Origin of the sequence: Roseateles sp. (assembly GCF_039595595.1) — a bacterium.
Taxonomy (GTDB): domain Bacteria; phylum Pseudomonadota; class Gammaproteobacteria; order Burkholderiales; family Burkholderiaceae_C; genus Roseateles.
Genome location: NZ_JBCNLG010000001.1, coordinates 382,894 through 401,611, shown reverse-complemented (window position 1 = coordinate 401,611; position 18,718 = coordinate 382,894). Strand labels below are relative to the sequence as shown.

At 70.0% G+C, this 18,718-nt stretch carries 18 protein-coding genes; 8 read left to right on the top strand and 10 right to left on the bottom strand.

The genetic code is table 11. The features are described from left to right. The first annotated feature begins 92 nt into the window (after positions 1-92). Genes ABDW61_RS01835 through ABDW61_RS01825 form a run of 3 tightly spaced genes read left to right on the top strand, consistent with a single transcriptional unit; the run spans position 93 to position 2,760 of the window. Positions 93-992, top strand: coding sequence for a LysR substrate-binding domain-containing protein (locus ABDW61_RS01835; protein WP_343635617.1), 900 nt, complete (start codon positions 93-95; stop codon positions 990-992). Between the two features lie 39 nt (positions 993-1,031). Beyond that, positions 1,032-1,685 (top strand): M15 family metallopeptidase, encoded by a 654-nt coding sequence (locus ABDW61_RS01830; RefSeq protein ID WP_343635615.1) that lies wholly within the window; start codon positions 1,032-1,034, stop codon positions 1,683-1,685. Positions 1,686-1,707: 22 nt separating this feature from the next. Further along, positions 1,708-2,760, top strand: a complete 1,053-nt coding sequence (locus tag ABDW61_RS01825) for an LD-carboxypeptidase (protein ID WP_343635613.1) — start codon at positions 1,708-1,710, stop codon at positions 2,758-2,760. 5 nt (positions 2,761-2,765) lie between these two features. Here the strand turns inward: ABDW61_RS01825 and dacB are convergent, their stop codons facing one another. Further along, positions 2,766-4,199 (bottom strand): D-alanyl-D-alanine carboxypeptidase/D-alanyl-D-alanine-endopeptidase, encoded by a 1,434-nt coding sequence (dacB, locus tag ABDW61_RS01820; protein ID WP_343635611.1) that lies wholly within the window; start codon positions 4,197-4,199, stop codon positions 2,766-2,768. A gap of 232 nt (positions 4,200-4,431) precedes the next feature. Between dacB and ABDW61_RS01815 the strand changes: the two genes are divergently transcribed. Further along, on the top strand, positions 4,432-7,341 hold the full coding sequence (locus ABDW61_RS01815) for a TonB-dependent receptor (protein WP_343635609.1): 2,910 nt from the start codon (positions 4,432-4,434) through the stop codon (positions 7,339-7,341). A 71-nt stretch (positions 7,342-7,412) separates the two neighbouring features. Here ABDW61_RS01815 and ABDW61_RS01810 read toward each other — a convergent pair whose 3' ends face one another. Further along, positions 7,413-7,760, bottom strand: a complete 348-nt coding sequence (locus tag ABDW61_RS01810) for a hypothetical protein (protein WP_183483406.1) — start codon at positions 7,758-7,760, stop codon at positions 7,413-7,415. Continuing rightward, entirely contained in the window at positions 7,732-8,232 is a 501-nt protein-coding gene (locus ABDW61_RS01805; protein WP_343635607.1) for a type II toxin-antitoxin system RelE/ParE family toxin, read from the bottom strand. Before ABDW61_RS01805 ends, ABDW61_RS01810 begins: the two co-directional genes overlap by 29 nt. A gap of 182 nt (positions 8,233-8,414) precedes the next feature. Between ABDW61_RS01805 and ABDW61_RS01800 the strand changes: the two genes are divergently transcribed. Then, positions 8,415-8,885 carry a hypothetical protein gene (locus tag ABDW61_RS01800; RefSeq protein WP_343635605.1) on the top strand — a complete coding sequence of 157 codons (471 nt, stop codon included), beginning with the start codon at positions 8,415-8,417 and terminating at the stop codon, positions 8,883-8,885. Here the strand turns inward: ABDW61_RS01800 and ABDW61_RS01795 are convergent. From ABDW61_RS01795 to ABDW61_RS01780, 4 genes are all read right to left on the bottom strand, one after another. Beyond that, a complete protein-coding gene (locus ABDW61_RS01795; RefSeq protein ID WP_343635603.1) occupies positions 8,875-9,783 on the bottom strand; it encodes an LD-carboxypeptidase in 909 nt (302 codons plus the stop codon). The two genes, ABDW61_RS01800 and ABDW61_RS01795, sit on opposite strands and share 11 nt — an antisense overlap. 59 nt (positions 9,784-9,842) lie before the next feature. Then, on the bottom strand, positions 9,843-11,123 hold the full coding sequence (locus ABDW61_RS01790) for a hypothetical protein (protein WP_343635601.1): 1,281 nt from the start codon (positions 11,121-11,123) through the stop codon (positions 9,843-9,845). A gap of 9 nt (positions 11,124-11,132) precedes the next feature. Beyond that, on the bottom strand, positions 11,133-12,383 hold the full coding sequence (locus ABDW61_RS01785; RefSeq protein WP_343635599.1) for a D-amino acid dehydrogenase: 1,251 nt from the start codon (positions 12,381-12,383) through the stop codon (positions 11,133-11,135). Positions 12,384-12,781: 398 nt separating this feature from the next. Further along, on the bottom strand, positions 12,782-13,975 hold the full coding sequence (locus tag ABDW61_RS01780) for an amino acid aminotransferase (protein ID WP_343635597.1): 1,194 nt from the start codon (positions 13,973-13,975) through the stop codon (positions 12,782-12,784). Positions 13,976-14,119: 144 nt separating this feature from the next. Here ABDW61_RS01780 and ABDW61_RS01775 point away from each other — a divergent pair, with 144 nt between their 5' ends. Then, positions 14,120-14,521, top strand: a complete 402-nt coding sequence (locus ABDW61_RS01775; protein WP_343635595.1) for a PaaI family thioesterase — start codon at positions 14,120-14,122, stop codon at positions 14,519-14,521. Between the two features lie 79 nt (positions 14,522-14,600). Here the strand turns inward: ABDW61_RS01775 and ABDW61_RS01770 are convergent, their stop codons facing one another. Next, the gene (locus ABDW61_RS01770; RefSeq protein WP_343635593.1) at positions 14,601-15,926 is read right to left on the bottom strand and encodes a glutamate carboxypeptidase; all 1,326 of its coding nucleotides are present in this window, start codon (positions 15,924-15,926) and stop codon (positions 14,601-14,603) included. Positions 15,927-16,109: 183 nt separating this feature from the next. On the opposite strand from ABDW61_RS01770, the gene ABDW61_RS01765 reads away from it, so the two are divergent. Beyond that, entirely contained in the window at positions 16,110-16,448 is a 339-nt protein-coding gene (locus tag ABDW61_RS01765) for a putative quinol monooxygenase (protein ID WP_343635591.1), read from the top strand. Between the two features lie 62 nt (positions 16,449-16,510). Continuing rightward, a complete protein-coding gene (locus tag ABDW61_RS01760; RefSeq protein ID WP_343635589.1) occupies positions 16,511-17,098 on the top strand; it encodes a BON domain-containing protein in 588 nt (195 codons plus the stop codon). 1 nt (position 17,099) lies between these two features. Here the strand turns inward: ABDW61_RS01760 and ABDW61_RS01755 are convergent, their stop codons facing one another. Both ABDW61_RS01755 and ABDW61_RS01750 read right to left on the bottom strand, forming a co-directional pair. After that, the gene (locus ABDW61_RS01755) at positions 17,100-17,597 is read right to left on the bottom strand and encodes a glutathione peroxidase (protein WP_343635587.1); all 498 of its coding nucleotides are present in this window, start codon (positions 17,595-17,597) and stop codon (positions 17,100-17,102) included. A gap of 68 nt (positions 17,598-17,665) precedes the next feature. Continuing rightward, the gene (locus ABDW61_RS01750) at positions 17,666-18,526 is read right to left on the bottom strand and encodes a DMT family transporter (protein WP_343635585.1); all 861 of its coding nucleotides are present in this window, start codon (positions 18,524-18,526) and stop codon (positions 17,666-17,668) included. Positions 18,527-18,718 lie beyond the last annotated feature (192 nt).

The following is an 18,718-nucleotide window of genomic DNA, read 5'->3' as shown; positions in this document are numbered from 1 at the left end:
CTCAGCGCGCCGGCCCGAGCGCCGGGCCGCCCCAAGCCGGGCCTGGCCCCCTCGGGGGCCGGACGACGTATTCGCCGCACCGGAGGGCTGACATGAGGCTTCGTCACATCGAGGTCTTCCACGCGATCATGCAGGCGGGCACGATCAGCGGCGCCGCGCAGTTGCTGCACATCTCGCAGCCGGCCGTGACGAAGGTGCTGCAGCACTGTGAGCTGCAGCTGGGCATGCCGCTGTTCGACCGCGTGCGCGGCAAGCTCTATCCGACGCCCGAGGCGCAGCGGCTGTTCGTCGAGATCGACAAGCTCAACCGCGACCTGGTGGCGATCCGCCGCTTGGCCGCCAACCTGCGCAGCGGCGAGTCCGAATCGCTGCGCCTGATGGCCACGCCGACGCTGGGCGCGGCGGTGATTCCGGCCGCGATGACGCATTGGGCGCAAGCCTTCCCGCGCAGCCGCTGCCAGCTCAGCACCAACCACACGCGCGAGATCGTCTCGGCGCTGCTGCTGGGCGAGGCCGACCTCGCGCTGAGCCTGCACGACCCGCGCCATCCCGGCATCAAGGCGGAGGTGCTGGCCAGCGGCTCGATGATGGCGCTGTGCCCGATGACCAGCCCCGAGGCGCAGGGCAGCGGTCCGCTGCCGCTGGAGGAGATCCAGTCCGAGCTGATCGCGATGGCCGAGGACGATCCGCTGGGCCACCTGCTGCACAACGCCAGCGAGGCCGAAGGCCGTCATCTCGACAGCCGCATCACCGTGCAGACCTACCAGCTCGCCAGAGCGCTGGTCGAGGCCGGCGTCGGCATGACCGTGGTCGATCCCTTCACCGCCGCGTCGGCGGACCGCGCCCGCGTCAAGGTCCGCCCGCTGGCGCCGTCGATGACCATCCAGCTCTACCTGCTGACCTCCGCCAGCGCGCCGCTGGCGCAGGCGGCGCGCCGGCTGGTGGGCTATCTGCGGGACGCGGCCCGCGCCAACCTGGAGAGCCTCGGCTGACGCGCCCCGCGGCACCGGCCCTCCGCCACTGCTCCCGCCATGACTCCGGACGCCGATTCCGTTCTTCCCATCGAGCCCTCGCCGCCCGCACCCATCCCCTGTGAGGAGATCGCCGCGCATCCCGAATTCCGCTCGCTGCTCACGATCCCCGGCATCGCGGTGGACCTGCGCTACGCGACGCCGGACAACTTCGTCGGCCGCAACGTCTACGGCGGACTGGACTGCGGCTTCCTGCGCCGCGAGGCGGCGGCCGCGGTCGAGGAGGCCGCCAGCCATCTCGCGCGGCACTGCCCCGGCGTCACGCTGGCTGTGCTGGACGCGCTGCGGCCGCAGCGGGTCCAGGAAGCGCTGTGGAAGGAGCTCGAAGGGACGCCGCTGACGAAGTACCTGGCCCATCCGGCGCGGCGCTCGATCCATTCCTTCGGCATGGCGGTCGACGTGACGCTGCTGGACGCGGACGGCCGCGAACTCGACATGGGCACCGGCTTCGACGAGATGACGCCCGCGTCGCATCCGGAGTTCGAAGCCGAGCAGCTGGCTGGCGGCGGGCTGACCGCCGCGCAGCTGACGCATCGCGGCTGGCTGCGGGCGGCGATGCGCCAGGCCGGATTCCAGACCATCAGCACCGAGTGGTGGCACTTCGACTTCGGCGACCGCGAACAGGTCCGCCGCAGTCTGCCGCTGGTGCTGTGAACACCCCCCCGTCTGAATGCCCATGACTGCCTCCCGTCGACAGATCCTCACCGGCGCCGCCACCGCGGCGGCCTCAGCACTGGCCGCGGCGCTGCCCGCGCAGGCGCAGTCCGGCGCGCCCGCGGCGCTGCGGGCCCGCCGGCTCAAGCCCGGCGACACCATCGGCCTGGTGAGCCCGGCCAACGCCACGTTCGAGCGCGAGCCGCTGGAGATCGCCATCGAGTCGCTGCAGGCGCTCGGCTTCAAGGTCAAGCCCGGCGCCCATCTGCGCAGCCGCTACGGCCAGTTCGGCGGCACCGATGCGCAGAGGGCCAGTGACATCAACGACTGCTTCGCCGATGACGGCGTGGACGGCATCCTTGCGATGACCGGGGGCTCGGGCAGCAACCGCATCGTCGACAAGCTCGACTACGCGCTGATCCGGCGCAAACCGAAGTTCTTCGGCGGCTTCTCGGACCTGACCAGCCTGGTCAATGCGATCCATCTGCAGACGGGGCTGATCACGTTTCACTGCCCGGTGGCGGGATCGGAGTGGAACGAGTTCTCGGTACAGCAGTTCCGGGCCGTCGCGATGGAGGGGCAGGCGCAGCTGATGCAGAACCCGCCGAGCGAGCGCGGCGACAACCTGGTCCCGCGCGAGGACCGCATCAGCACGCTGCGCGCGGGCGTGGCGCGCGGGCCGCTGATCGGCGGGAACCTCGCGGTGCTGTGCTCGCTGGCGGGCTCGCCGTACTTCCCGGATACGCGCGGCGCGATCCTGTTCCTGGAGGAGATCAACGAGTACATCTACAGCGTCGACCGGCTGCTGTCGACACTGCGGTTGAGCGGCGCGCTCGATCAGGTGGCGGGCGTGGTGCTGGGCAAGTTCACCAACTGCGGCCCGGGCAACGGCGGCTATGGCGTGCTGACGCTGGATGAGGTCTTCGACGACTACTTCCTGCCGCTGAAAGTGCCGGTGTACCGGGGGGCAATGATCGGACACATCAAGAAGAAGTTCACCGTGCCGGTCGGGCAGCTCGCCGAGATGGACGCGAGCGCGGGAACGATCAGGCTGCTGTCGCCGGCGGTGAACTGAAGATCTCAGTGGCTGGCGACCCAATCGACCAGCGCGTCGATCGCGGGCCGCGCCTTCATGGCCTGCTCGTCGTTGACGACGGCGACCACGATCCAGGTCTTGCCACTGGCGTCCGGCACGAAGCCCGCGAGCGCCACGACATCCCGCAGCGTGCCCGTCTTCATGCGCGCCCGCCCTTCGGCCGCGCTGCCCTTGAATCTCCGCGCCAGCGTCCCGTCGACGCCCGCCACGGGCAGCGTGGCCAGCAGCTCCGGCCCATGCGGCCCCTTCGCCGACGCCAGCAGCAGCCCCGCGAGCTGACTGGCCGTCGCCCGCTCCACGCGCGACAGGCCCGCGCCGTTCTCCAGCACCAGCCCCGTGGCGTCCAGCCGCTGCGACGCGAACCACTCGCGCACCACCCTCGCCGCGGCCTGCTGCGTGTCCTCGCCCGGCTGCGCGGCTGAAGCGCCCAGTCTCAAGAAGAGCAGCCGCGCCAGCGCGTTGTCCGACGCCTTCATGATGGGCCGCAGCAACTCCGCCAACGGCCGGTCCCGATGCTGCGCGAGCACCCTCGCCCCCTGCGGCGCCGAGCCCTCGCGCACCTCCCCGCCCAGCGTCCCCCCCAGCGAGCCCCACAACTGCCGCAGCGCCTGCGCGGTCTCCCACTGCCGGTCCAGCACATTGAGCGCCTGCACGGCCTGGCACCCGCGCGGGAACTCCCCCGCCAGCGCGACCCGCGCCGCGCCGCCCGGCAGCACCTCGAAGCGCGACGGCATCCAGCCGTCGTCCCAGTCCTTGCAGGGCTTGTCGTTGAGCCGCATCCCGCTCGTGTCGACCGCCAGCGCGCCGAACTGCGGGAAAGGCCGCGCCGTCACGCCGCGCTCATCGGACGCGAGGTCGAACTGCAGCAGGCTGCCGTTCAGATGCAGCGCGTCGGGAATCACGTTGTAGGGGAACTCCGCCTGCTCGTCGAAGCGCGGCGCGCCGATCTCTGGCCGCGCCGGCTGGAACAGCCCGCGATCAACGACGATCCCGCCCGCCAGCTCGCGCACGCCATGGCGCTCGCGGACCTCGCGCAGCATCATCCACAGCGCGCCCCAGTCGAGGTCGGCATCCCCGCCGCCCTTGAGCACCAGCGGCCCCTCCAGGCGGCCGTCGCGGATCTCGCCCGCGGCCAGCAGTTGCGTCTGCCCGCGGCTGTTCGGCCCGAGCCGGTCCAGCGCGACCACCGCGGTGATGGTCTTCATCGTCGAGGCCGGCGCCATCGGCCGGTCCGCGTTCATCCGCCATCCGCCCTCCGGCGCGTCCATCGGGAAGGCCACGACGGCCAGCGAGGAGGCAGGCACGCCGGCTTGCCGGAGCGCCTGCTCCACGGGCGCGGGGGGCGTGTCGCGCAGGCTCGCGCAGCCGGTGGCGGCGAGCGCGGCGCTCAGGAGGACGAGGGCGGAGATCGATCGCATGAGGGGCGACTGTATAGTCCCGGCCCCGTTGCATTCCCACAGGTTATACGCGCGCGACAAGCATTCATCGGGACGGATGCAACAAATGAGTGACGTTCCTAGGACGGGGCCCGAGCCTCGTGCTTGAAGATCATTCACAGCTCGCAACAAGCCGGTGACGGGCGGTGACGCAGCGCCGCCCCCGGTCGTTGGCGGCGCGCGATGCGCCGGTCCGGTCAACAAGGAGAAGGTCGTGAAACTGAATCAACTTGCCCGCTGTCTCGTCATCGTCGGACTCGGCAGCCACGCGGCGGCGTGGTCGCAGGAAGTCCAGAAGATCGAGCGCGTGGAGATCACCGGCTCGAGCATCAAGCGCATCCAGGACGAGGGCGCGCTGCCGATCCAGACGATCTCGCGCAAGGACCTGGACCGCCAGGGCATCGTCTCCGCCGAGCAGTTGATCGCGACGCTCTCCGCCAACGGCAACGGCCTGGACAACCTGGCCTCCAACGCGGACGTGGTCTCGGGCCAGGCGCGCGGCAACAACGGCGCGACCTCCGCCAACCTGCGCCTGCAAGGCGCCAACGCGACCCTGATCCTGCTCAACGGCCGGCGCATCGCGGCGCACGGCCTCAACGGCGGCGTCGTCGACCTGAACCAGATCCCGATGGCCGCGATCGAGCGCGTGGAGGTGCTCAAGGATGGCGCCTCGTCGACCTACGGCACGGACGCCGTCGGCGGCGTCATCAACTTCATCCTGCGCAAGGACTACCAGGGCCTGCAGGCCAGCGCTTTCACCGACGTGACCGAGCATGGCGGCGGGAACATCTACCGCGCCTCGCTGACCGGCGGCGTGGGCAACATCGAGAAGGACGGCTTCAACCTGCTGGCCGTGGTCTCGGTGACCGACAACAAGCGCCTGGACGGCTCGCAGCGCGACTTCGTCAACAGCTTCCAGCCCGCGCGGGGCCTCTCGCCCGACACGCGCGGCACGCCATTCGCGACGCTGTTCCTGCCCACCACCACCGGCACGACGATCCGCAACGTGCTGAGCCGCCCCGGCTCGCCGGCCAACACCGGCCCGCTGTACAACGGCGCCACGATCGGCAACGTCAACATCCTGGACCTGCCGGGCCAGGCCGGCTGCGCCTCGCAGCCGGGCATGGACGCCTACGCGGAGAAGCTCTGGAACTCGGCCTCCGCCTCGCCGGCCAACCAGTTCGGCTGTGCCTGGGACACCGGCCGCGCCGCCGTGATCCAGCAGCCGGTGCGCAACACCAACCTGGTCACGCGCGGCCAGCTCAGGCTGGGCGAGCACATGCTGACCGGCGAGGTGCTGCTGGGCAAGTCGGAGTCGACCAAGTTCTTCTCGCCGAACCAGATCAGCAGCGCCGCGTCGACCTCGACCATCGGCCTGCCCAATGGCACGACCACGCGCAACCCGTTCGCCGACCTGGCCTATCCGTCCACCGGCGCGGGCTACCAGCGCGTGTTCGATGCGCTGGTGAAGCAATTCCCGTCGCTGGCCGCCAACCAGGGCCTGCCGATGACCTTCCGCTGGCGCTGCATGGAATGCGGCCAGCGCGACATCGGCACCGACACCGACACCGGCCGCTACCTGGTGAGCATGGACGGGCCGCTGCCGTTCATGAAGGACTGGGATTACAAGGCGGGCGCCTCGCACGCCTTCAGCAAGAGCACCTCGACGCTGGGCGGCGGCTATCAGAATTACGTCGGCCTGGCCAACCTGATCAACACCGGCGTGCTGAATCCGTTCCTGCTGGCGGGCGAGTCGCAGACGCCGGCGGCGCTGGCGGCGCTGGATGCGATCTCGGCGGCCGGCACCAAGCTGTACGGGGGCAAGTACACGACGGACGAGTTCGACGCCACGGTCTCGGGCCCGGCCTTCAAGCTGCCGGCGGGCGACGTGATGGTGGCGCTGGGCGCCAACTACCGGATCGAGAAGTACAACTTCGACGGCAACACGACGGTCAACACCAACGACATCAACACGTGGGTGTACAACGCGCCGTTCGACAACATCAACGCGCTGAGCGGCGTGAAGCGCAAGGTCGGCGCGATCTTCGGCGAGACCATCATCCCGGTGCTGAAGAACCTGGACCTGAACCTGTCGGTGCGCTATGACAAGTACACCGGCTTCGGCAGCACGACCAACCCGAAGGCCTCGATCCGCTACCAGCCCTTCCAGAGCCTGGTGCTGCGCGGCTCCTACAGCACCGGTTTCCGGGTGCCGACCTTCAACCAGCTGTTCAACGGCGTGACGCAGTCGCCATACACGGGCGCTGGCGTGCCGGATCCGGCGACCTGCCCTGGCAATGTGGTGAGCAACACGCCGGGCTGCCAGGCGATCACCTTCGACACGCTCTTCGGCGGCCGCACCGACCTGCGTCCGGAGGAGTCGAAGATGTCCAACATCGGCTTCGTGTGGCAACCCTCGCCGGACTACAGCATGAGCGTGGACCTGTGGGACATCCGGCGTGACGGCCAGATCCAGAGCCTGACGCTGTCGCAGATCCTGAACAACTACCAGCTGTTCCCGCAGGCCTTCATCCGTGACCCGGGCGGCGCGCTGCGGATCGTGGACACGCGCTGGATCAACACCGGCGAGACGCGCACGCGCGGCCTGGAGCTGTCGATGCGCGGCAGCACGGCGCTCAATGGCGGCCGCCTGACGGCCGGGTTGGACGGCACCTACCTGCTGGAGAAGAAGTCCAAGCTGCTGGACAACGTGCCCTTCGGTCCGAGCGAGGTGGGGCAGTTCACGCGCTCGAGCGAGCTGGGGCTGCGCTGGAAGCACAACGCGTACATCACCTACTCGTATGGGGACTGGGCGTGGTCGCTGCGGCAGACCTATGCGACGGGCTACTACGGCTACGTGCCGCCGGGCGTGGCGAACGGCAATGCGTCGGCGCCGCTGTTCGATCCCTGGGTGAAGCCGTACTACCTGCACCACGTGAGCGTGGCGTACAGCGGGATCAAGAATCTGACGATCACGGCGGGCATCAAGAACATCTTTGATCAGGACCCGCCGTTCGCCAACAGCTACGACAGCAACACCGGCTCGGGCAGTTCGTGGGAGCCGCGCGTGGCGGATCCGCGCGGCCGCTCGTTCACGCTGGGCGTCGACTACAAGTTCTTCTGACTGCTGATGGCCTGCCGCCCCGCGCGGCGGGCCCGGACACGCGAAGCCCGCCGGGGAACCGGCGGGCTTTTTTACGCTTTGCCGCCCAGTGCGGCCGAGGTCAAGGGGAAGACGCGCTTCACGCCCTGTTCCCGGATCGTGTGCAGGAAGCGCAGGAGCGGACCGGTCGGTCGATCCAGCCCTTGCTCGTAGCGGCGCAGCAGCCGCGCTGTCGTGCTGAGCATGTTCGCGAAGACATAGAGGCTGAGGTCCGCTTCCTCGCGGATGGCCCGGACCTCGTCGGGCGTCAGCGGTGCCGGCGGTGCGATGCCGCACCAGGCCAGGCGTTGGAAATGCTCACCGCTGACCAGCCCGCAGGCGTGCATGCCGCGTCCGGTCTTCACCATTCGATCAATCGAGTCGTACTTGCGCTTGCGCATCACAGATCACCTCCGTCAGAAAACCAGAATTGATTGCGGCATCCCGCTGAACGATGCCCATCGCCGCCAGGGAGACGTTCATCGCCTTGAAACCTTGAAGCTGCCGGTCGTCGATATTGGCGAGGACGTTCTTCGCATAGCCTTCGATGAAGAACCACGGTGCGCCCGGTCGATGGGCGACGATCACGCGAAAGCCATCGCGTTTGCCGGCGCCGGATCGTGCGATCCGCTTCTTGAAGAGTCCACTACCAAGATCTGCATCGATCAGGCCGCGTTCCATTTCAGCCACGGCACGGCAGAGATCACCGTCTGCGCATGCCCTGCTTGCGCCTCCACTTTTGAAAGCCGGGGACCAGATAGACGGCGCGAGCCATGTCGACCTCCTCGCATCTTTGCGATCGAGAAGAGTGCCAGGCTTTGCGTTCCAAGTCGTCGCCCTGAAGTCGTCCCTCCGATGGGGGCAGGAGGACAAGCTCTTCTGATGACAAAGGTCACTCGTTCCAAGGCGTGCCGCAGCCGATAGAGTGATCCTTCAACGCAGATGGGCTCCTCGGCATGTGGTCCGACGATGGTCACTAGATTGCTTTTCCTATGGCTGGCGCTGTGCGCCAGTGCATGCGCCGCCCCGGGGCGGCCGACTTCGTGATCGTCCGCATGAACGCCAAAGGCGAGTTGCGGCTGTATTCATCGGCACCCTTGAAGCGCGACGCCACGATCTGGACGCAGGTCGCTGGTCCCGGCGACAGCACCCTTTGCTGCCGGCGGCTCAAGGTCTCCGAGTTGCAACCGGCACAGGAGGACGGCGTGATCGCCATCGACAAGGCCACCGACCAGGCGCTCATCAGTCATTTGGGCACGATGCCGAAGGACTGGCCCCACACGGCTTTCATCGGCATCGCCGCGATCGGTGCGCAGCTTCGCGTGCGCGGCCACGGCACGCGCCTCGACGTGACAGACGCCCAGGGTTCGATGATCTCTGCGGACCTGTGCACGAGTCGCGAAGGCGTGCACGTGGTCAATCCGTCCGCGCCGGCCATGGGGTCCCGCCTCTATCTCTGGTTGGGCTACGACATCGAGGAGCCGACCTGCGCGCCTTTGGGCTCTCAGGGCGCGCTCACACGCTGAGCGTCCTCGCCACTGGATCCAGCGTCACCGCAACGCCGATCGGCAGCGGCAGGTTCGGCGACGTATGGCCGCTTGGCCAGCCGGCCAGCACCGGCACGCCGAGCCCGCCGAAGTAATCGGCCAGCACCTCATCCGGCGAGTCCGCGTCGCTGAAGCTGCCCAGCAGCACGCCCGCCAGTTCGTCGAGTCCTCCGCCCAGGCGCAGCTGGCACAGCAGGCGGTCGATCTTGTAGGGGTCCTCCCCGACATCCTCGAGGAACAGCACCGAGCCCCGCAGGTCCGGCGCGAACGGCGTTCCCAGCAGCGCCACGAGCACTGCAAGGTTGCCTCCCGTCAGCACGCCGCGAACAGGCGCTGTCCCGCGATTCAGCGGATGCGGCGCGAGCGCCGGCCCGAGAAGCTCCCCTTCCCGCGGCCCCTGCCGCAGGCGCTGCGCGAGCGCGATGGCATCGGCCCATCCCGAGTCCCCCTTGCACCAGTCCGACGCCGGCATCGGCGCATGCCAGCTCGCCAGACCGAGCTGCTGCCGCAGCGCGATCAACGCCGTCAGGTCGCTGTAGCCGATCAGCGGCTTCGGGCAGCGGCTCAGCAGTTCACGATCAACGCGATCCAGCAACCGCATGCAGCCGTAGCCGCCTCGCAGCGCGATCACCGCGTCGACACCCGGATCGGCCAGCGCCTGATGCAGGTCGGCCAGCCTTCGCTCATCGTCCGCCGCCAGATGACCGAGGAACGCCGGTCCCGCGCAACCGGGAAACACCTTCGCGCGAAAGCCCAGGCGCTCGATCATCGGCACGACCTGCTCCAGCGTGCCCGCCCGGGGCGGGCCTGCGGGCGCGATCACGCCGAGGCAGGCGTGCTGGGGCAGCGGAGGCAGAAGGACACCTGGGTCGGCCATGACATGTGGCGGCGCTCGAAGCACCGGATCCGGTTCGATGAATGCGCCCGCGCTCGCGCTCAGGCCTCGAGCCACGCCGCCATCCGCGCGTCGATCGCGGCGCCGAGCGCCGGGATGCGCCACGTCGTCGGGCAGCGGGGATCGGGAGCGTAGCGCGACCCGAGGCTGGTCAACACCGCGATCAGGTAATGGCGGCGGCGCGGCAGGATGCCGCGCACGATGCCGGCATCGGATGCGTAGTTCTCGGTGTTGCCGGTCTTGTGCGCGAACCAGACCTCGCCGCCCGCCGCGAAGCGCCGCAGGTCGCCCGGCAGCGACACCTCGCCCGCCCGCAGCGACCCGTCGGGCTGCAGCCACCGGCCCGGCAGGCGCGCCGGCAGTCCCGGCACCCAGCCCGGAACGCCGCCGAGCGCGCCGCTCGACAGCACCTCGTGCAGCGCCTGGTCCTGCAAGGCCTGCATCGCGTGATTGCGGCTCTCCGGCGACAACCGCGGCGCGCCCGGCCGCAGCCAGGGCGCGCGCGGCGCCAGCGGGTCCAGCCACCACAGCAGCCGCACCGTGTCCCAGGCGGTCATCTGGATCTGCCCCACGCCCGATCCCGACCCGTTGCCCCAGCCGCCTTCCGCCGTCGTGTTGGCCAGCCGCAGGGTGGTCAGGCCGAGCGCCGCGAACAGCGCGTGCAACTCGTTGCGCAGCTCGCTCCCATCGCCGGGGCCGCCCTCGCGGCGGATCGCTCCGGCCGCATGCATCAGCGTCACGAGCGCGGAGGTCGCCTCGTTGCTGCTCCACGTCACCATGTCCGAGGCCCAGTCGGCCACCACGCGCTCGCGTCCGCCGTAGCTCAGCGGCTGCCACCAGCCGGCACGCCCTTGATCGACCAGCCGCCCCACGCCAACCAGCAGCATCAGCTTCAGCAGCGACGCCGGATAGGGAGCGACCACGCGCGCGACCTCTTCGCCACCGGCGAGCGGCACCCAGTCCATCGCCGACCAGTCCGAGTCCGGCCGCCAAGCGATCGAATGGCCGTCGCCATCACGTTGATCCGCGAGGAACCGGATGTTGCGGACCGGTCCGTATCCCTCGGCGATATCAGCGATCAGGCCGGCCGGATGCTCGCGCGAGAACAGCACGTTCGCGGCGACGGGCGCGCCGTGATCCGGGAACGCGACCACCGCGAGATCCAGGCTTGGGAAATGCCGCACCGGCCGTCCACCGTCCTGCGAGTCCGGTGTCGCGCCGAAGTCCTGCGCGAGCACCGCCTGCCGCAGCGCCTCGCCGAGCGAAGCCGCCGTCAACGGCTCGCGCCGGACCTGGGATGCAGCGGCCTGAGGCGCCTTCATCGCGGCGCCTCAGGCCGCGCGCAGCGCCAGCCCGTCGAGCGCGATCGGGCTGGGCTTGCCGGAGACGAGGTCCGCCACGATGCGGGCGGAGCCGAACGAGAAGGTGAATCCGAGGGCGCCATGGCCCACATTCAGCCACAGCCCGCGCAGCGGCGTGCCGCCGAGCATGGGCGCGCCGCTCGGCGTCGCGGGACGCAGACCAGCCCAGGGCACGGCGTGGTCGTAGTCGGCGGCCTTCGGGAAGGTTTCGCGCACGTTGCGCTGCAGCGCGGCCAGGCGTGCCGGATCGATGCGCGTGTCCTCGCCGACCAGGTCGACCATCGCCGCCACGCGCAACTGACCGCCGATGCGGGCGTAAAGCGTCTTGCGCTCGAAGTCGGTCACGCTGACGGTCGGCGGGCGGTGCACGCCATGGATCGGCGCCGACAGGCTGTAGCCCTTGAGCGGATAAAGCGGCAGCCGCACGTCCACGAGCGCCGCGAGCGCCGCGCTCTGCAACCCGGCCGCGAGCACGACGCCGTCCGCGCCGAGTTCGCCCTGGTCCGTCTTCACCGCGGCCACGCGGTCGCCATGGACGGCAAAGCCGGTGGCGTGCGCGCGGACGCGTCCCTGGAAATTCGGATGCTGCGCCAGACGCTCGCCGAGCTGGACGCTCAGCGCGTGGCAGTCCGCCACCGACTCGCCCGCGGTGAAGATGCCGCCGGCCAGCCAGTCCGCCCCGCCATCGGCCAGCGACGGCTCCAGCGCCACGCATGCGTCGCGGTCGAGCGCCCGCTCCGGGCCACCGGCCGCCGTGCGCGACGCGACGCGGGCGAACTCGCCGGGCTTGCGGTAGACGACCAGCTTGCCGGGCGTGCGCAGCTCGATGGCATCGAGCCGCGCCTGCCGCTGCAGCTCGCCGAAGCACTGCTGGCTGAAGGCGCCCAGCTCGAGCAGGCGCTCGGTGGTGCGGCGGTTCACCGGTCCCCGGCAATGCGCCAGGAAGGCCGCCAGCCAGCGCCACTGCGCCGCGGTTCCGTCAGGCTTGAAGCGCAGTGGACCCTGCGGATCCAGCAGCCAGCGCAGCGCCTTCAGCGGCACGCCGGCATCGGCGAGCGGCGACACGTAGCGATAGCTGAGCTGGCCGCCATTGGCGCGGCTCGCGCCGGTCGCGAGCTCGGCTTCGCGCTCCACCAGGGTCACCCGATGCCCCGCCTCCGCCAGGGCCCAGGCAGTGGTCACACCCACCACGCCACCCCCGATCACGACAAGCTGCTTCATCCGGACAAATTCATTCTTGAATGGTCCGGCAGGGTACGGATTCGCGGCAGCCTCAGCCAATGAAAGCGAGGCCGCCACCCATAACCCTGTTGAATGCACGCAAACGCGGTGCCAGCGAGACGACCGCGCGCCGCTCCCACAACTCCCTCGCCCCGCTTTGCGGGGAGAGGGTGGGGGTGAGGGGTCGTTCGATGTGCGGCAGCGCGGGGGGGAGACCCCTCTCCCTAACCCTCTCCCCAAAGGGGCGAGGGGATGGCGCGAAGCGGGGGGATGGCGCGGTGGGGCGAGGGATGCCGCGAAGCGAGGGGATGGCGCGAAGCGAGGGGATGGCGCGAAGCGAGGGGATGGCCAGAGGATGGCGCGGAGCGTGCGGGAACTCCGTGCGAAGCCGCGGTCCGTCAGGCCAGCACGGCCGCCATCGCGTTCGCGGTGGCCTCGACGTTGCGGGTGTTCAGGCCCGCGACGCACATCCGGCCCGAGCGCAGGATGTACACGCCGAATTCCTCGCGCAGCCGGTCCACCTGTTCCGGCGTCAGTCCCGTGTAGCTGAACATCCCGCGCTGCGTCAGGAAGTAGTCGAAGTTGCGGCCCGGCACCTTCGCCGTGATCACCTCGAACAGCGCGTTGCGCATCGCCAGGATGCGCTCGCGCATCTCCTCGACCTCGCCCTCCCACAGCGCGCGCAGCGCCGGGTCGCCCAGCACCTTGGCCACGACCTGGCCGCCATGCATCGGCGGGTTCGAGTAGTTGCGGCGGATCGTGAACTTCAGCTGCCCCAGCACGTTGGCCGCCTGCGCCGCGTCCGGACACACCACGGACAGCGCGCCGCAGCGCTCGCCATACAGGCTCATGTTCTTGGAGAAACTGTTCGCGACGAAGAAGCTCAACCCCGCCGCCGCCAGCGCGCGGATCGCGAAGGTGTCCTGCTCCAGGCCGTCGCCGTAGCCCTGGTACGCCAGGTCCAGGAAGGCGATCAGCTCACGCTCCTTCAGCACCGGGATCAGCGCGTCCCACTGCGACTGCGTCAGGTCCACGCCCGTCGGGTTGTGGCAGCAAGCGTGCAGCAGCACCACGCTGCGCGCCGGCGCCTCGGACAGCGCCTGCAGCATCGCGTCGAAGCGCAGGCCGCCGGTCTTCGCGTCGTAGTACGGATAGCTCCGGCACTCCAGCCCGGAACCCTCGAAGACCGCGCGGTGGTTGTCCCAGGTCGGATCGCTCAGGTAGATCGCGCTCTCGGGGAAGTAGCGCTTGATGAAGTCGGCGCCGACCTTCAGGCCGCCCGATGAGCCCACGCCCTGGATGGTCGCGACCCGGCCGCTCTTGAGCGCCTCGCTGTCGGCGCCGAACAGCAGCTTCTGCACCTCGGCGCGGAAGTTGGCGGCGCCCTCCATCGGCAGATAGGGCCGCGCGCCCGCCTGCTCCACCACGGCCAGCTCGGCCTTGCGCACCGAATCCAGCATCGGGATGCGACCGTCGTCGTCGAAGTAGATGCCGATCGACAGGTTGATCTTCTGCGTGCGCGGATCCTTCTGGAAGGCTTCGTTCAGGCTGAGGATGGGATCGCCCGGATAGGCATCGACGTGCTGGAACATGTTGGAACTCCACGGAGGACAGTCAATCGGCTGGCGGCCATTATCGTCAGCCGGCCCCGCCGCCACCGGAACAGCGCCCGCGCCGGCGCACCGGTACAGGCGCGTGGACAATGCGGGCTTCGCATTACCGCCCCACAGAATCACATGATCACCGACTTCAACGCGCGCGGCGCCGCCTGCCTGCCCGGCCACATGGGCATCGAGATCGTCGAGGTGGAGAAGGGCCGCGTCTTCGCGCGGCTGCCGGTGCGCCAGCAGGTGATGGCCCCCAACGGCTACCTGCACGCCGGCAGCGTGGTGACGCTGGCCGACACCTGCTGCGGCTACGGCTGCATCGCCTCGCTGCCCGAGGGCGCCAGCAACTTCACCACCGTCGAGCTCAAGTCCAACCACCTGGGCACCGCGCGTGACGGCGTCATCGAATGCACCGCCGTCGCCGTCCACATGGGCCGCACGACGCAGGTCTGGGACGCCACCGTCACCCACGGCGGCAAGACGATCGCGCTGTTCCGCTGCACGCAGATGGTCCTGTATCCGAAGGCCTGAGCGGTCCCGCGCCACGGACACGGCCTCAACGAAGCAGGCGGCCCGCGAGGCCGCCTGTTTCATGGCGCGGCGCGTCCGCTCAGAGCGCCTTGCCGCTGCCGATCGCCATCAGCAGCCGCGTGACCAGCACCAGCTTGGGCGCGATCGCGTCGACGACGACGTACTCGCTGTCGCTGCTGTGGGCGCCGTAGCCGCGCACGCCCAGGCCCTCGATCACCGGCGCCTTGCCCGACTGCGCCGCATAGGCCGCGTCGGTGCCGCCACCGGTGGGCCGGTCGCGCACGACCAGCTCCAGCTTCTGTTCCTCGGCCAGCGCCTTGACCTTGGCGCCGAGCGCGCGCGACGCGTCGCTCGCTTGCAGCGGCGGGCGGCCGCGGTGGAAGCTCAGCGTCACCTCGGACTCGGGCAGCAGCTTCTTCTGGATGCGCTGGCGCAACTCGGCCTCCATGCCGTCGAAGTCGGCCATGCGATCGGCGCGGGCATCGCCCTGGGCCACCGCGTCGGCCGGAATCGCGTTGCGCACCGAGCCCGCCTTGGCCATCGTCCAGTGCAGCTGCTTGCCGTGCTTCGGATCGGACAGATCGCGCAGCTGCAGGATCTGGAAGGACATCTCCTCCAGCGCGTTGACGCCCTTCTCCGGCGCCGCCCCCGCGTGGGACGAGCGCCCCTTGACCTTCAGGTCCACCGACGCGATCCCGCTGGTGGCTAGCCGCAGCGTGTCCGGCACGGTGGGACCGCCACCGCCTTCGAAGGACAGCACCGCGTCATGCTCGCCGCCCAGCTGCGCGATGGTCGCGTGCGAGCCGGGCGAGCCGATCTCCTCGTCGCCGTTGATCAGCACGGTGATGCCGGCGTAGTCCTTGAAGCCCGTCGCCTGGAGCATCGCCAGCGCGTGCAGGATCGTGGCGACTCCCTGCTTGTCATCGGCGATGCCCAGGCCGTAGGCGCGGTTGCCGTCGACGCGGAACGGCTGCTGCTTCAGACCGCCGCGCTGGTAGACCGTGTCCATGTGCGCGATCAGCAGCAGCCGCTTGCCGCTGGCCGAGCCGCCCTTGAAGCTGGCCTTGACCATCTGGCCGACCTTGGCCGGGCCGTCGCCCGCGTCCGAGGACGGGGCCGAGATCGTCTTGTCGGGATCGATCAGCTGGACCTCGCCGCCCAGGTCGCGCAGCCGCTGCGCGATCACGGCGGCGATGCGGTCCAGGCCCTGGCGGTCGGAGCTGCCCGACTCGATCTCCACCAGTTGCTGCAGCGTCTTCATCAGCGCGGGCTGCTCCTTGGCGGCGAGCGCCTGCAGCTCGGGCAGCGTCTGCGCCTGCGCGCCGAGCGCCGTCATCGCGGCCAGCGCGAGGGCCGCGCGGCGCAGCCGGGGAAAGGAGGCGGTCATGGCCATCGAAGCGGGCATCGTCGAATCTCCAGGTGTTCTTGTCGAAGGGCAGGTCGCTCCGTCCAGGAGCGAAGCGCGCGTCGATCGTATCCACAGCGCGGTTCTCGCGTCCGCGTTGAAAGTGTTTCGCGTGCGAGGGCCTGTCGGGGCAGACCCTGACTGCCTAGCATCTGGACCCTCCCCTTCACCGATGGATCTCCGATGACCCCCGCTTCCTCCGCCACCCCGGCTTCGGCCTCGGCCTCTTCCTCTTTGCTGACGATGACCGCCGTGCTCGTCGCCGCGCCCGGCCAGGGCGACCGCCTGCGCGAGGCGCTCCGCGGCCTGCTCGCGCCGACGCGCCAGGAGCCTGGCTGCCGCGACTACCGGCTGTTCGAGCGGATCGACGAGCCCGGCACCTTCGAAATGCATGAGGCCTTCGACGACGAGGCGGCCTTGGAGGCGCACCGCGCCACGCCGCATTTCCGCGCTTTCGAGGCGCAGGCGCCGACGCTGCTCGGCGCGCCGCTGCGGCTGGTCAAGCTGACCGCCGTGGGCTGAGCGCCGCAGCCTCTCGGGGGTGCCCCTGGCGGACGGACGCGCGTTGAGGCACGCTCGCGCTCATGCGATCGACACTCGCCCCCGTCCTGCCCGCCACGCATGCCCGGCGCCCGGCAGCGGCCTGGCGCCGCAGGCCCGGGAGCATCGCGCTGGTCCTGGGCCTGGGCCTGACAAGCGTCCCGGCGCTCGGCGACGACACCCGCCGCAACGTCTTCGACGATCCCTTCGTCCAGTTGACCTCGGCGATCCCGCCGTCGGTGTGTCCGGCGCCTCCGGGTCCGCTGCTCACCGAGGCGCAAGCCAAGGCCCAGGCGCACGGCCGCATCGAGCGCGGCACCAGTTGCTTCCAGAGCGGCCGTTGCCGTCTGCCCAACGCCTATCTGTACGACAAGGAAATCATGCCGCGCGTGCAGAAGGCCGTCGCCGCCGACGGCCGCTTCGACGCGACGACCAGCGTCTGGGCGCTCGGTCAGCGGCGCTGGATCTGGCTGCAGGGCTGCGTGCGCAGCGCCCAGGACGCGGCGGCTCTGGAAGCGCTGGTGAAGCAGCTCGACGATGTCGAGGCCGTCTTCAATGAGCTGCAGGTCGTGCCGGGCGGTCCGTCTTCCACGGACGGCGGCTCCGCGCCCGCCAGTTCGGTCAAGCCTTGAATCAGGGCGCCAGGGCGGCTTCGATCTCGCCGCGGATCGCCTCCGGGGAGTCGTTCGGCGCGAAGCGCTTGAGCACCTGTCCGTCGCGGCCGACCAGGAACTTGGTGAAGTTCCACTTGATCGCCTGCGTGCCCAGGATGCCGGGCTTCTCGCCCTTGAGCCACTGCCACAGCGGATGCGCCTCGCCGCCGTTGACCTTGACCTTGCCCATCATCGGAAAGCTGACGCCATAGTTGAGCTGGCAGAACGAGGCGATCTCGTCGTTGCTGCCGGGATCCTGGCCGCCGAATTCATTGCTCGGAAAGCCGACGACCACCAGCCCCCGCGCCTGGTAGTCGCGCCACAGCTCCTCCAGGCCCTTGAACTGCGGCGTGAAGCCGCATTCGCTGGCGGTGTTGACGATCAGCAGCACGCGGCCGCGGTACTGGGACAGCGCGACGGGCTCGCCAGCGATGCTGACGGCGTCGAAGTCGAAGGCAGTCTTGCCATTGGCGCTCATGGGGGACCTCCTCGGGGTGTGGGGCGGCATCATGGCCGGACCGGTGCATCCTAGCGCGGCGGGCCCCGTCAGGCGCGGTGGCGCTCCAGGGCCGCGAGCATCGCCGCGGCCAGGATGGCCGCGCCGCCGGCCGCGGTCTTGCCGTCCAAGGCCCCGCCGCCCAGCAGCAGCGCCGAGATGGCCGCCACCGGCACCTCGGTCAGCATGACCACCGCCGTCACGTTGGCCGGCAGCCGCGCCGCCCCGTATTGCAGCGACAGGTTGGAGACGAAAAACAGCAGCGCCATCCCCGCCAGCGGCAGCAGCCACAGCGCGCCCGGCAGCGAAGGCCAAGGGGCCAGGCCGCCGCCGGCCATGGCCGTCGCGGACAGGCTGGCCACCAGCACGCCGCCGCTGAACATCGCCAGCGCCCGCGCCCCGGCGCTGCGGGCGGCCTCGCGGCGCAGCATCACGTTGTTGAAGGCGAAGGTCATCCCGCCGGCCAGGCCCAGCGCGTCGGGCAGGCTCGAAGGCAGCGGCCAGCCACCGCCCGCCGGCGCCAGCACGGCCAGCGCGCCGCCCAGCGCCAGCGCGATCCGCAGCCCGGCCATCGCGGTCAGCGGCTCGCCCAGGATCAGCCGCGCCAGCAGCACCGCCCACAGCGGCATCAGATAGAAAAGCAGCACCACCCGCACCACGTCGCCGGTGGACACGCCCCAGTTGAAGGCGGTATTGGTCATGCCCGCGGCCAGCGTCACGACCCACAGGCCGGGGGAACGCAGCCATTCGGACGCCGCGCCGCGCTGGCTGGCCATCACCACGATCCAGGACAGCGCGTACATGATCACCGTGGTCCAGAGGGGGTGCATGCCGGCCCCCTCGAATTGACGGAACGGCCACCAGGACAGGCCCCAGATGGTGGCATTGAGCATCAGCGCGAGGATCGGCATTCGGAGACGGGGGACAGACGGGGGACAGAGGGGGACAGCGGAGGGACCGCGGGAAGGGACGGGCGGTGGGGCGGGCGCAACAGTCTCGGGGACGGGGCTTGGAGCCGGCCGCCGGACCGGCCAACAATGCCCAGGGTTTGTAGCATGGCGCAAGGACTGACCCTGTCCTCCAATCGGGGCGCCGTGCGCCTG